The sequence below is a fragment of the Acinetobacter wuhouensis genome (genome assembly GCF_001696605.3).
Taxonomy (GTDB): domain Bacteria; phylum Pseudomonadota; class Gammaproteobacteria; order Pseudomonadales; family Moraxellaceae; genus Acinetobacter; species Acinetobacter wuhouensis.
In genome coordinates, this window is sequence record NZ_CP031716.1 from 1,780,685 (window position 1) to 1,794,171 (window position 13,487).

Below are 13,487 nucleotides of genomic sequence, written 5' to 3' on the forward strand. Positions count from 1 at the left end.
AAACTTTTAAAAGTTGATTGATTATAAATAGCCTAAGCAAAATAAGCCTATGATATTTTTAAAATTTAAGAACTTGCTGTGATGCAAGATAAACAGGTTTAGAATTGATCAGCACTAAATAAATCATTGCAAATCGAGATTTTTTTTGCGATATAGTGTGATTTTCGAAATCGAATTAAAATAATTTGAGATTGGAATTCTAGTTCGCCAAACTCAGGTTCAACCTGAACATAGTGTAATTGTCCAAACTCATCACGGACACGCGCTTGAGCAGAAAATCCAGGGCGTGCGTTACCACTAGAAACGGTTGCTAAACGTCCAAGTAAATTAACTTTATTTTCAGTGATTTTGGGTTTGATGACTTGATCCAAACAATGGATCATAAACACAGTAAAAAAGATGCCAATAATAAAAGCGGGGAGGACGACATAGTACCAGGGGGCAAACATTTGTTTGCTCGCAAAGATAGTCAGCTGTAAAAAATAACCTGCAAAACTAAAATTAAGCAATAGAAAAACAAAGATGAGGACTTTGGAAAATTTTACTTGTAATAGATGGGAGTTGATCAACCATTCTGGGGAGATTCGTTTTAAAAATGAGCTTGGTCGTAAACCAATGTAGTTGCCAAAAGTTTCTGCCATGCTGAGCAAAATCAATGCCAGTACACTGAAATGAAATGGCATCAAATCAGCTTCCAAGAAAAAATTCAGCATGGCAGTTTGCATATTATTCGCCTTCGATGTAAATACCACCATCAGAATGAACGGTAATGTTTACTTTTTCGAGTTTGTCGCCTAAGCATGGCCCAGAAATGCATTCACCCGTTTCAACATCAAACAATGCGCCGTGTGTTGAGCATTGAATATATTCGCCATCTTGATCTAGAAACTGATTTTCCAAAAACTCAAGTTCAGTTTGCAAGTGCGGGCAGACATTTTGATAGGCATAGAATGCACCATCACGTTGAGTGATGAAAATCGTATCACCTGTCATGGTATCGAAGGCACGTGCTTTACGTTCTTCGATTTCTTCTGTCATTGCAATTTTTTCAGACATTTATGCACATTCCTTTTTGAAAGTTTCGAGTAGATTGGCATAATCGGCGACATCTAAACGAGGACCAAATTGAGAAACGACTTCACTTGAAATAAGAATAGCAAGTTGGGCAGCAGTTTGTAAATTTTCACCATTATTCAAGGCATACAAGAAAGCACCTGCAAAAGCATCGCCCGCACCGTTGGCATCGACAGCAGCGACTTTGCGACCTTGAACGTGGAAATGGTTGTTTTGATTAGAAACTAAAGCACCTTTTTCACTCAGGGTAATGACAACTTCATTGCTCAGTTGTTTTAATTTTTCCAATGCAGCTTCTACAGAATCAGTTTCTGTATACATCATGGCTTCTTGTTCATTACAGAAGATGAGATCTACGCCATCATCCAGTAATTCATTTAAACCCTGACGTGCATATTGCACCATGGCAGGATCAGATAAAGTTAATGCGATTTTAACATTGTGTTCACGCGCGATTTGACGTGCTTGTTTTACTGCTAAACGTGCTGAATCACTTGTAGACAAATAACCTTCGATATACAGCCATTTTGCAGTTTTAAGTGGTTCAAAATCCATTTGCATATCAGACAACTCAGCTGTAATACCGAGATAGGTATGCATGGTGCGTTCTGAGTCTTCACTGACAAGAACCATACAGGTACCGGTTACACCATCACTGATTGATTTTGCAGAGGTTTGAATGCCAGCTTCATTTAAACCGTCCAGATAGATTTTACCTAATTCATCATTACCTACACGACATGCATAGAAAGCTGAAGCACCGAGTGCACCAAATGCAACTGCCGTATTGGCAGCCGAACCACCAGAAGCCTGGCCTTTATAATTTTGGCTTGCTTGTAAGTTGTTATAAAGTTTTACTTGTGTTTCACCATCAGTCAGTTGCATAGTGCCTTTTTGCAAATTTTGTTCAGCTAAAAAGTCATCTGATACTTTAAATTCTTGGTCAATTAGTGCATTACCAATTGCAAAAAGGTCAACTGTCGCCATGTTTGTCTTCACATCAATGTTAAAAACACAAAGTTTACACGAATGCTCTGCTTTACAGTAGTTTGTTGAAAAAAATTCAATTACATTTGTTGTAGAACAATTTTGGGGAAAATAGATTAGGTATTATGGAAATTTTAATTCAACAAGCAGAACAGTTACCTGAGAATATTCAAGATTTAGTGATTGCCTCAAAAAAAGAAGGTTTTGAAATGATTCAACGCTTAGTTGATGAATATGAACAAGGCACGAATCGTTTTGATCGCAAGGGTGAATTTCTATTAACTGCCTATGTCGACAATAAATTAGTCGGTTGTGGCGGTTTAAATATTCAATTTAGTGAAGATGCTGAAACCAATCAAAACCCAAGTACGCAACGTAAGATTGGACGTGTACGTCGTTTTTATGTTTTACCTGAATATCGCCGTGAAGGAGTGGCAAAGCGTCTATTACAAGAGTTAGAGAAAAGAGCCAAGCCACAATTTTCAGCTTTGTGTCTACATACAGACATTAATCACGCTGTTCAGTTTTATACCAAACAGAATTACGTCTTTGTAGAGCATCACCCAAGTTATAACTATTTTAAATACTTGGTTTAGTGTCGTAACGCAGAGGATTTTCTTGGATGTCTGAATTGAAAATATCTACGCCAATTGTGGGCGTAGGTGTGATGGTGATTGATTGTGAAAATCGCGTGCTACTCGGTCATCGTATTAAAACAGGTGAAACGCCATCATGGTGTTTCGCAGGTGGGAAAATTGAAGCACATGAAAGTTTAGAGGAATCAGCTTCAAGAGAGTTATTTGAAGAAACCAATTTAAAGATCGATCCGTCACAGTTAAAGCCATTTGTTGTGATGTTAAATCATAAGAACCCTCGAGTGAATATGACAACGGGGCTGTTTGTTCAATTCACTTCGGCTGATATTAAAAAGCATTTAAAAGTCACAGAACCGCATATTTTTGAATCTTGGAAGTGGTTTGGTTTAGATGAGCTGCCAGTGAATTTATTTGCTGAAACGGAAGTCATGCTTCAGTTTTGGAAGAAGCAAAATATAAATTCTAATTTTTCAGTTTATCCAATTACCTTGTAAAATAGCCTAAGTAGTTCTTATTTTGACGAGATTTCATTCGCATTCTATTCCTAAAATATATGTGAATTATTTGTGAATGTGGTCACGTTTTAATTTTACTTTAAGTCTGGCTCGCGAATATATCATCATTGAAATGAATGCTGATTTAACTGATGAAGCAAAATGATTTAAATGAATTGATGTCTAAAGTACCTCAAGTAACTTTGTTGTTTTGGATCACTAAAATATTTGCCACGACATTTGGCGAAACAGCAGGTGATGCTGTATCAATGTCACTGAATTTGGGCTACCTACTCAGTACTTTTATTTTTGCCTTTGTATTTATTGCTTTTGTCTTTTTTCAGATTCGTGCCAAAAGCTATCATTCGTATTTGTATTGGTTCACGATTATTGCCAGTACCACAGTGGGGACAACACTGGCTGATTTTGTAGATCGTTCTTTGGGCATAGGTTATCTAGGAGGCAGTACTTTATTACTGAGTCTTGTACTCTTATCGCTTTATAGTTGGTATAAAGTTGAGGGTTCTATTTCTCCACATATACAGCAACCTCGTGCAGAGCTCTTTTATTGGATCACCATTACATTCTCACAAACACTCGGTACAGCATTGGGAGATTGGTCATCGGATACAGCAGGGTTGGGCTATACGGGTGGAATAATGCTGTATGTGGTGCTGTTGTTGATCGTAATTGGACTGTATTTATTTACTAAAACATCAAGAGTAATACTGTTTTGGACGGCTTTTGTATTGACACGACCTTTGGGTGCGGTGGTGGGCGATTTCTTGGACAAACCGATTGATCATGGTGGTTTAGCATTGAGTCGATTTGCTGCTTCAGCCGTTTTGATGGTCGCGATTTTGCTCTGTATTTTTATTGCCAATCGAATGAATGGGCAAAAACGTTTAGAAAGTAAGATGAGTTAAATTTTAACATGCTGTAAGAACCTCGTTTGATAGTGATGGTCACTAATTTTGACCATCACTTTTTTTATTGCCAAATTTTTGTTGAGCAGTTATTCAAGTTACAAAATTGAGTTTTATCATTGCCATGAGCATGCTAAAGATGAACTTTTCATAAATAAAAGAATCTACACATGACAAATCAGGATGAAATTTTAGCGCGTTTGAGTGAAGATGAATTATTTGAAGTTGCTGAATATGGTATTCAAGCTCGGATTGAGCTGCGACTAGGAGGCAAAGTGAATGATGATCCACAGTTTTTGTATGATGCCTTGGATGCCATCGAAGACATGGATGTCGAACAGTTAAAAGCATGTATTCGTGAACATACAGCAAAATTTGATCAAGAAAAGTAATCGATTGATCTTGGATAAGCTTGATTTGACTCAAACACATAAATTTGAACAATTGTTCTACATTATCAATCGCTAAATCCAACTGTTTAGATCTGAATTAATGATAGGAATAAATCGCATTTATCTGAGTTTGCGTTATACTTGAAGATAGTTATAAATATTGAATATTTGGAGATCGCATGACTGTAGATGTCACTGAAACCTTAGCCCAAACTGTACATCCTGCGTTTCAGCTGGTACGTCAACACCATGTAGATGCTTTAGACATTTTAGTGTCTGAATATAAACATAAAGTGACTGGTGCAATGCACTACCATTTAGCAACTGATCATGATGAAAATGTCTTTTTAGTTGCATTCCGCACTCAGCCGATGGATTCCAAAGGTGAGGCACACATTCTTGAACATACAGCACTATGTGGTTCAGAAAAATTCCCAGTACGTGACCCATTCTTTCTGATGATTCGTCGTTCATTAAATACATTTATGAATGCGTTTACTGCGGCAGATTGGACAGCGTATCCATTTGCAACACAAAATAAGAAAGATTTCCAAAACTTACTTGAAGTCTATATGGATGCAGCCTTTGCAGCTAATTTGAATCCTTTGGATTTTGCCCAAGAAGGTATTCGTATTGAGCTTGAAAATGGTGAACCTGTTTATAAAGGTGTGGTTTTCAATGAAATGAAAGGGGCAATGAGTTCTCCTTCAGATCAGCTTTATCATCAATTGGCACATCATTTATTCCCGAAAACCACTTATCACTACAATTCAGGTGGTGACCCTAAAGATATTCCAGACTTAACTTACGATGAGTTAGTGGCTTTCTATAAATCACATTATCATCCAAGTAATGCAATTTTTATGACTTTTGGTGATGAGCCTGCATATAAATTGCAAGAACAGTTTGAAAAATTAGCACTGTCTAAGTTTGGCAAAGGCGAAACCATTTATTCCAAAGAAGAGCAACGTTTAACAGCACCAATCGAAGTTGAAGAAACTTATGCAGTCGATGCGGAAGATCTAAAAGATAAAACTTATCATATTCTTTCTTGGTTATTGCCAAAAACGAGTGATGTCAAATTACGTTTAGGCATGCGTTTGGTTGAAGGTATTTTGCTGGAAAACTCAGCTTCACCATTACGTCATTATTTAGAAACATGTGGTTATGCGCAGTCTACAGGTCCAATCATGGGTGTCGATGATTCGAACTACGAAATGACATTCTATTGTGGTGTGCAAGGTTCAAATCCTGAACATGCTGAAACGTTTAAAAATGGCGTACTCAATATTCTCAAAGATGTAGCATCTAAACCTGTAGACCAAGAGATGGTGGATGCGATTTTACATCAAATCGAATTACATCAACGCGAGATTGGCGGTGATGGTACACCTTATGGCTTAACTTTGATTCTGAATGGTTTAGGCAGTGCAATTCATCACAATGATCCAATTGAAACTTGGGATGTGGACACAGCGATTGCCAATGTCAAAGAAGAACTCAGAGATCCAATGTGGTTGTCGAATTTGATTCAAACGCATTTATTGGATAATCCACATCGTGTACAAATGACATTGGTACCAGATGCGACCAAGTCTGCCAAAGAAGCTGAAGATGAAAAAGCACGTTTGGCGAAGATTGGTGCAACTTTAACTGAAGCAGATAAAGCTGAGATTAATGCACAAACTGAAGCCTTAAAAATTCGTCAAGAAACCCCAGATGATTTGAATTTGTTGCCTAAAGTAGGCTTGGAAGATATTCCTGCTGAACTTGCAATTGTGCAAGGGCAACTGCGTGAAGTGATTTCCAATGGTATTGATATGCCATTGAACTTATATCATGCAGGAACCAATGGAATTTACTATCAACAAGTTTTGATTCAAATTCCACAGCAAATTGTTCAATCTCCATACTTCAATTTATTATCAATTTTGATGGGCGAAGTGGGTGCAGGTGAATACGACTATTTAGCATTCCAACAACTGCAAACTGCAGTGAGTGGTGGCTTGGGCATGGGTGCATCACTGCGCTCTAAAACCGATGATAAAGGTCAAATCAGTGCATGGTTAACTTTAACCACTAAATCACTGACTAATAAATTCGATGCGATTCAATTGCTTAAATTGGCTTTTGAAAAACTTCGTTTTGATGAAAAAGACCGTATTATTGAATTATTGCAACAACGTAAAACGCGTTGGGCTTCACGTTTATCGGGTTCTGGTCATAGCTATGCAATGCAAATTGCTTCTCGTAATATGAGTGCATTGGCGAAGCGCGATTATGACAATACTGGTTTAGGTGCTTTAAATTGGTTAGGTGATTTAGTCAGCAAAATCGAGAAAGATGAAGCTGCTTATGATGCTTTGATTGATGAATTAAAAGCGATTCATCGTGGCTTGATGCTTGCACCGAAACAATTCTTATTGGTCTGTGAAGAACATCATTCAGAGCGTTTAGTCGAAGAAGTGCAAAACGTTTGGGATAAATTAGACGTTGATCAATCACCTGTTTATTTAACAGAAGTTGAACCTGAGAGCGGTAACCTAGATCAAGCATGGTTGATCCAAGCCAATGTACAATTCTGTGCATCTGCTTACCAAGCGGTGGATGTTGCACATCCTGATGCTGCACCGTTGATGGTGTTGGCAGGCTATTTGCGTAATGGTTTCTTACATAGTGCGATTCGTGAAAAAGGTGGTGCATACGGTGGTGGTGCAAGCTACGATGGTAATGCATGTTCATTCCGTTTCTATAGCTATCGTGATCCGCGTTTAGCTGAAACTTTCGCTGACTTTGAAGCCAGTCTGGATTGGTTGTTGAATAAAGAACAACAAGCTTATCAACTTGAAGAAGCAATTTTAGGTTTGGTTTCAAGTATGGATAAACCAGGTTCTCCAGCGGGTGAGGCGATTACGGCTTGTTATTCATTGCTTCATGGACGTACACCAGCATTTAGAAAGCAATTACGTGAGCGCTTACTTAGCGTTACACTAGATGACCTTAAACGTGTGACACAAACCTATTTGCTTGAACAGAAACCTGTAAGAGCTGTGGTTGCTCCAGTAGCGAAAAAAGAAACTTTGGAACAATTAGGGTTTGAAATAAAAAAAGTGAATTAAGTCAATTCTCAATAATTTCGTTTCGGAGAAATTTATGACGTTCAAAAATTTTGAACGTACACCATTAAATCTGAGCATCTCGATGATGCTCAGTTTTGGTTTAGTGGGTACAGCTCAAGCTGAAGATAGCAATCAAGTTGCACCTGCAAGTACGCAAGCATGTGTTGCTCTAGAGTCGAGTTCGGATCGTTTAGCATGTTATGACAAGCTATTTAAAACAACGACGGCACCTACACCTGTACTTGTATCAGAACAACGTGCAGCACAAGATATAGAAGTCGCCAAAGTTGAACCGACGACATTAAAAGAAAAAATTAGCCAAAAAGCAGAAATTCTTTTCGCAGTACACGGTGATAAAATTAATCCAAATAGTTCTTTATTGGATCGACGTTGGGAGTTGGCGCAAGACAGTAAATTGGGTACATGGAATATTCGTGCACATCAACCTGTTTATTTGCTTCCTGCATTTTGGACGAGTGAAAAGAATGAATTACCACATAGTCCAAATCCAGACAATACAGAGACAGAACAGCAAAATTTAAAGTCGATGGAAGCAAAATTCCAAATATCTTTGAAAACTAAGGCTGCTGAGAATCTGTTTGGAAGTAATGGTGATGTATGGTTAGGCTATACACAGTCTTCTCGTTGGCAGGTATACAATAGTGAGGAATCAAGACCATTTCGTGAAACCAACTATGAGCCTGAAGCCAGTTTAATGTTCCATACCAATTATAATGTATTGGGTTTAAATGGTCGCTTATTTGGTGTGACTTTGAATCACCAATCCAATGGTCGTTCAGATCCATTATCACGTAGTTGGAACCGTGTGATTTTTAATCTGGGTTTTGAAAAAGATAATTTTGCTTTGATGCTACGTCCTTGGTATCGCATCGAAGAAGATTTTAAAGACGATAATAACCCTGATATTAAGAATTATATCGGTCGTGGTGATTTAACTGCATTTTATCGTTGGAAAGAAAATGAGTTTTCTTTAATGCTGCGCCATTCTTTAAAAGGCGGTGACGATTCTCATGGTGCGGCTCAGTTTGATTGGGCATTTCCAATTAAAGGCAACTTACGTGGTCATTTCCAATTGTTTGATGGTTATGGTGAAAGCTTGATTGATTACAATCACCGTGCGACCTATGTGGGACTCGGTGTATCGTTAATGAATTGGTATTAATTGATTTTACCGACAATAAAAAGCTCCTTAGAAAGGAGCTTTTTTATTGATTCTAAATAATTTTAAACTAAGCAGCCGCTTTATCGTGATTAATAAATGCTAAACCTACTGCACCCAAGATTCCCGCCGCAGCAATGACCATAAAGTTTTGTTCTAAAGGTAAATTAAGCGCAACGATATAGCCGATGATGAGTGGTGCCATGATTGCACCTAAGCGACCAATACCACCCGCCATACCAATACCAGTCGAACGAATATTGCTTGGATAGAATTGTCCACAATAGGCATAAGCGACAATTTGAGCACCAGTAGAACATGCACCCACAGCCGCAATAATAAAGTACAGAGCAGTTTGAGAGTTATCAAAGGTCATCATGTATAAGAACACGCCACCTAAGAAGTACATTGTGACCAATACCCATTTGATATGGAAGCGATCCGCCAACCAACCACCAACCGCACAACCTATCACAGCGCCAACATTCAGTGCGATGACGAAGCTCAGTGCAGAACCTAAGCTATAACCAGATAAAGCCATGAGTTTAGTGAGCCATGTACTGAGCGAATAAATCATGAATAAACCAGTGAAGAATGCCACCCAAAACATCACGGAACTCAGTAAACGACCATCACTAAATAGTTGCGCAACTGGAACAGATTCAACTTTCACTGCCTCTGGGAATTTAAGCGTCGTAGAATTGTTGATGACTAAACTCGGCTCAATTTTTTGAATAATCTCATTGAGTTGAGCCATATCTTTTTTCTTCTCTAAATAGGTCATAGATTCAGGAAGAAATTTTAAAATGAAAGGAATAATAAAGACTGGAACACCCGCGGCAAAAAATACAATTTGCCAGCCATATTCGACAATAAATTGCTTACCCAAAGCTGCCGCTAAAATACCGCCAACTGCATAGCCAGAGAACATCATGGTGGTCATTAAGCTACGAATTTTCTTCGGCGCATATTCTGTCATGTGTGCGACAATATTGGGCATCACGCCACCGATCCCTAGACCTGCAATAAAGCGCAATACGCTAAAGCTGACTGGATCTTTGCACAAACCTGCTGCAGCAGTGAAAACACTGAATAAGAATACACAGATTGAAATCGTCCAACGACGACCAATTTTTTCCGATAATCCGCCAAAGAAAATCGCACCAAACATCATACCAAACAGCGCAGAGCTTGCCATAAAGCCTGCAGTAGATGCAGTAACGTTCATTTGTTCCATGATGGAAGGAATCGCAGCCCCAGCCACAGCAATGTCATAACCATCAATGACGATAATTAAAAAACACCAAAATAAAACTTTGAGATGAAATTTATTGAGCTTGGCTTCATCAACCGTTTTCTGTACATCAATGTACTGCATAAGTACTCCATACTTATTAATTATGTCAAACCATTGGTATAAATTTATAACGCTATTGACACTTTTTAGAGAATAACTTCATGTCATTCGATATTTTTGTCATCGTGGATTGCGTGTAAAATGTACTCTACGAATATATAAAAAAATAAAATAATGTCAATATGTTGATATATATTTTAAATATATAAGTATAAAAGCTATAAATATCATAAATTTGTGTTTTTAAAAATGAATTAAAAATTAAACAATTCGACTAAGGTATGAAATTTACATTTGATTACTATTATAGATTTTAAAAATATTTAAAAGCTAAATTTAGCTTGGGTGAGTAATAGTTTTTAATTTAATGTCAATATATTGTCGTTAATATGGTTGTTTTAGTTTCATGCTTTTCGCTTAAATATCGAATGAAGAGATTTTTTATTGTGCTTTTTAAATATATTGGAATACTTATATGGCTGATTTTCATACTGGATTGTGGGTGTCATAAACATCTGAATTGATAGAAATTTGTGTTTAAAGCAGGGTAAAGGTGTTTTTCAGTCTATAAATATGTTAAAAACATTAAGCTTTTGGATATGTTTTAGAGAAATTGCTTATAAGGATATTTTTCTCTAATAACAATAAATGATAAAGACAGTTTGGATCTTGTGTAATGTCAAATGAACAGATTAGCACGCATGATGCTAATTTATATGCCATCAATAACCGTTTAACCTTTAGATTATTTCAATTGGGTAATACGCTTGACCGTATGAGTAGTAAAGAACTTGGTGTTTCTCCTGTGCATTGGGCGGTATTGGGCGCTTTGTCTAGAGAGCAAGTTCGTGAGGGAATGTCGTTTTCTGACTTAACTGAATATTTAGGTGTGAGTCGTCAAAACTTAGATGGTGTGTTAAAGCGTTTAGAACGTGACCAGCATGTCGTCAGATTTGCAGATCAGGTAGATCGCCGTGCCAAGAAAGTGATGATGACAGAAGAGGGACGGATCTTCTGGGATCAACTTGAGCTAAAAATATATGAGTACTACCGTCAAGCAATGGATGGTTTTGCTTTTGATGATAAAGTAACTTTTGTGCATTTCTTAAATAAGTTAAATAAAGGTATGCAAGCCGTAAAGTTAGAAGCGAATAAAAAATAGATTTTATAAGCTCTTATCTAATATATTTTCACTCAATAAAAAAGCCATGCGAAATAGAGCATGGCTTTTTGTTGGTTATTCAGATTGTTATTTTATGGGTGCTTCATCTTCCTCATCAGATTCAGCTTTTTTAAGTTCAGGTTCAACCAAAAAGCCCCCCGTTTGTCGTTGCCATAATTGTGCATAAATACCATTCTGTGCGATCAATTCCTCATGTGTACCTTGTTCAGCAATATGCCCTTGATCTAACACAATAAGACGATCCATTTGCGCAATGGTTGAAAGTCGATGTGCAATCGCAATGACGGTTTTGTTTTCCATTAACTCATCTAAGCTCGATTGAATCGCTGCTTCAACTTCAGAATCGAGCGCACTGGTTGCTTCATCTAAAATTAAAATTGGTGCATCTTTTAAAAATACACGGGCAATGGCAATACGTTGACGTTGACCACCTGAGAGTTTAACACCACGTTCGCCCACATAAGCATCAAAGCCAGTGCGACCACGTAAGTCAGACAGTTGAGGAATAAACTCATCTGCTTTGGCTTTGCGTACAGCTTCTAACATTTCTTCATCAGTGGCATCTGGACGACCGTATTTAATGTTTTCAGCCACAGTACGATGCAGTAAAGACGTATCTTGAGTCACGAGGGCTATACTTTTTCTTAAACTGTCTTGCGTGACATTTTCAATATTCTGCTGATCAATGCTGATTTTTCCAGAATTGATGGTGTAGAAATGCAATAGCAATTGAATGAGCGTTGATTTACCTGCACCTGAGCGCCCGACAATCCCGATTTTTTCACCCGCTTTAATGTTTAAATTAAAATGATCAATCACATTTTTGCTGTTATAGGCAAAAGTCACATTATCAAATTGAATGTTTCCTTGAGAAACTACCAGTGGTTTAGCATCTTCTTTGTCTTGAATATTAATCGGACGACCAAGTGTTTGCATACCATCTTGAATTGTGCCGACATTTTCAAATAATTGAGATGTTTGCCACATCATAAACTCAGCCATACTGTTGAGTTTTAAAATCATTGCCGTGGTTGCTGCAATCACACCAATTGCCGCTTGACCTTGTAGCCATAGATAAACTGCTGTACCTAAAACGCCTACAAAAAGCACGATAGTAAGTAGGTTAATGCAAATTTCATAAGATGTGCCTAAGCGCATCTGCTTGAACACCGTGCGCATAAAATCTTGCATAGACTCTTTGGCATACTGGCTTTCACGACCTGCATGTGCGAACAACTTTACAGTTTGAATGTTGGTATAGGCGTCGGTTACACGTCCAGTCATTACTGCGCGTGCATCTGCTTGCTCCTTCGAGATTTTCCCTAGTTTAGGAATAAAGTACCACGCAGCGAGAATAAAAAGTGCAAACCAGAGTAACAGTGGGATGAGAAGAATAGGGGATACCGCACCAAGTACGACGCTGATTGTAATAAAGTAAATGATTACGTAAGTAACAATATCACCGAGTATTACCCAAAACTCACGTACAGCAAGTGCTGTTTGCATCACTTTGGCAGACAAACGTCCTGCAAAATCATTATGGAAGAAGTCTAAGCCTTGTCTAAGCAATAAGTTGTGGAATCTCCAACGCAGACGCATTGGGAAACTACTGTATAAAATCTGATGACGAACGATTGATTGCATACTCGCAAAGAAAATATTGGCGAATAATATACTGGTGAGTATGATTAAATTTTCACGATGGTTTTGGAGGAAATTCTCTGGTTTTGATTGGGTTAGCCAATCCACTAAATGACCAATTTGTGAGAAAAATAGAGCCTCAAAACTTGCAGTAGCTGCTGTAAATAAGATTAAAATTAGTAAATAACGTTTGACCCCAGTCGCAGCTTGCCAGACAAAAGGGAAGAATTTAGTTGGTAATGGTTCATTTAAACCTTTCGATGGATAGGGATCGACGCGTTTTTCAAACCACTGTAGCAACATGGAATCCTCGTAACTTTTTTAGATTGATTTGGATTTAAAAGAGATAAATAAAATTCACTAGCACTGAAAGTATGAAGCGTACTGAATCAGTCTAAATAGATGTGTCGGTGAGCATGATACATTGTATAGATTTAGCTAAAATTACACCAGTTATTTATATCGAAAAAAAACGATTTAATGTTTTTGTGTATATAGTATTTTGATTTTTAAAATTTTATTTTATAGGTTGCTTAAT

12 protein-coding genes are annotated in these 13,487 nt (G+C 37.6%); 7 read left to right on the top strand and 5 right to left on the bottom strand.

The features are described 5' to 3' along the window. Positions 1 to 98: 98 nt before the first annotated feature. The 3 genes from BEN71_RS09050 to BEN71_RS09060 are packed head-to-tail and all read right to left on the bottom strand — an operon-like array spanning position 99 to position 2,061. A complete protein-coding gene (locus BEN71_RS09050; RefSeq protein WP_068974659.1) occupies positions 99 to 713 on the bottom strand; it encodes an OB-fold-containig protein in 615 nt (204 codons plus the stop codon). A gap of 13 nt (positions 714 to 726) precedes the next feature. After that, positions 727 to 1,038: a Rieske (2Fe-2S) protein gene (locus BEN71_RS09055; RefSeq protein WP_165382298.1), complete on the bottom strand. Its 312-nt coding sequence runs from the start codon at positions 1,036 to 1,038 to the stop codon at positions 727 to 729. A gap of 18 nt (positions 1,039 to 1,056) precedes the next feature. Beyond that, a complete protein-coding gene (locus tag BEN71_RS09060; protein WP_068974589.1) occupies positions 1,057 to 2,061 on the bottom strand; it encodes an adenosine kinase in 1,005 nt (334 codons plus the stop codon). Between the two features lie 125 nt (positions 2,062 to 2,186). On the opposite strand from BEN71_RS09060, the gene BEN71_RS09065 reads away from it, so the two are divergent. The 6 genes from BEN71_RS09065 (at position 2,187) to BEN71_RS09090 (ending at position 8,771) form a co-directional block, all read left to right on the top strand. Continuing rightward, entirely contained in the window at positions 2,187 to 2,657 is a 471-nt protein-coding gene (locus BEN71_RS09065) for a GNAT family N-acetyltransferase (protein WP_068974590.1), read from the top strand. 26 nt (positions 2,658 to 2,683) lie between these two features. Further along, positions 2,684 to 3,151, top strand: a complete 468-nt coding sequence (locus tag BEN71_RS09070; RefSeq protein WP_068974591.1) for a nucleotide triphosphate diphosphatase NUDT15 — start codon at positions 2,684 to 2,686, stop codon at positions 3,149 to 3,151. A 152-nt stretch (positions 3,152 to 3,303) separates the two neighbouring features. Continuing rightward, a complete protein-coding gene (locus BEN71_RS09075) occupies positions 3,304 to 4,077 on the top strand; it encodes a COG4705 family protein (RefSeq protein WP_068974592.1) in 774 nt (257 codons plus the stop codon). A 170-nt stretch (positions 4,078 to 4,247) separates the two neighbouring features. Then, on the top strand, positions 4,248 to 4,469 hold the full coding sequence (locus tag BEN71_RS09080) for a hypothetical protein (protein WP_068974593.1): 222 nt from the start codon (positions 4,248 to 4,250) through the stop codon (positions 4,467 to 4,469). Between the two features lie 179 nt (positions 4,470 to 4,648). Then, entirely contained in the window at positions 4,649 to 7,588 is a 2,940-nt protein-coding gene (locus tag BEN71_RS09085; RefSeq protein WP_068974594.1) for an insulinase family protein, read from the top strand. A 34-nt stretch (positions 7,589 to 7,622) separates the two neighbouring features. After that, positions 7,623 to 8,771 carry a phospholipase A gene (locus BEN71_RS09090; protein ID WP_068974595.1) on the top strand — a complete coding sequence of 383 codons (1,149 nt, stop codon included), beginning with the start codon at positions 7,623 to 7,625 and terminating at the stop codon, positions 8,769 to 8,771. 67 nt (positions 8,772 to 8,838) lie between these two features. Here BEN71_RS09090 and BEN71_RS09095 read toward each other — a convergent pair whose 3' ends face one another. Further along, positions 8,839 to 10,146, bottom strand: coding sequence for an MFS transporter (locus tag BEN71_RS09095; protein WP_068974596.1), 1,308 nt, complete (start codon positions 10,144 to 10,146; stop codon positions 8,839 to 8,841). A gap of 655 nt (positions 10,147 to 10,801) precedes the next feature. On the opposite strand from BEN71_RS09095, the gene BEN71_RS09100 reads away from it, so the two are divergent. After that, positions 10,802 to 11,287, top strand: a complete 486-nt coding sequence (locus BEN71_RS09100) for a MarR family winged helix-turn-helix transcriptional regulator (RefSeq protein WP_068974597.1) — start codon at positions 10,802 to 10,804, stop codon at positions 11,285 to 11,287. Between the two features lie 87 nt (positions 11,288 to 11,374). Here the strand turns inward: BEN71_RS09100 and BEN71_RS09105 are convergent, their stop codons facing one another. After that, complete coding sequence (locus tag BEN71_RS09105) at positions 11,375 to 13,249, bottom strand: ABC transporter ATP-binding protein (protein ID WP_165382297.1); 1,875 nt, start codon at positions 13,247 to 13,249, stop codon at positions 11,375 to 11,377. Positions 13,250 to 13,487: the final 238 nt, after the last annotated feature.

Bases quoted from the DNA above. Each gene is read 5' to 3' on its own strand.
- BEN71_RS09050 (WP_068974659.1), bottom strand. From the start codon at position 713: ATGCTGAATTTTTTCTTGGAAGCTGATTTGATGCCATTTCATTTCAGT.
- BEN71_RS09055 (WP_165382298.1), bottom strand. From the start codon at position 1,038: ATGACAGAAGAAATCGAAGAACGTAAAGCACGTGCCTTCGATACCATG.
- BEN71_RS09060 (WP_068974589.1), bottom strand. From the start codon at position 2,061: ATGGCGACAGTTGACCTTTTTGCAATTGGTAATGCACTAATTGACCAA.
- BEN71_RS09065 (WP_068974590.1), top strand. From the start codon at position 2,187: ATGGAAATTTTAATTCAACAAGCAGAACAGTTACCTGAGAATATTCAA.
- BEN71_RS09070 (WP_068974591.1), top strand. From the start codon at position 2,684: ATGTCTGAATTGAAAATATCTACGCCAATTGTGGGCGTAGGTGTGATG.
- BEN71_RS09075 (WP_068974592.1), top strand. From the start codon at position 3,304: ATGAAGCAAAATGATTTAAATGAATTGATGTCTAAAGTACCTCAAGTA.
- BEN71_RS09080 (WP_068974593.1), top strand. From the start codon at position 4,248: ATGACAAATCAGGATGAAATTTTAGCGCGTTTGAGTGAAGATGAATTA.
- BEN71_RS09085 (WP_068974594.1), top strand. From the start codon at position 4,649: ATGACTGTAGATGTCACTGAAACCTTAGCCCAAACTGTACATCCTGCG.
- BEN71_RS09090 (WP_068974595.1), top strand. From the start codon at position 7,623: ATGACGTTCAAAAATTTTGAACGTACACCATTAAATCTGAGCATCTCG.
- BEN71_RS09095 (WP_068974596.1), bottom strand. From the start codon at position 10,146: ATGCAGTACATTGATGTACAGAAAACGGTTGATGAAGCCAAGCTCAAT.
- BEN71_RS09100 (WP_068974597.1), top strand. From the start codon at position 10,802: ATGTCAAATGAACAGATTAGCACGCATGATGCTAATTTATATGCCATC.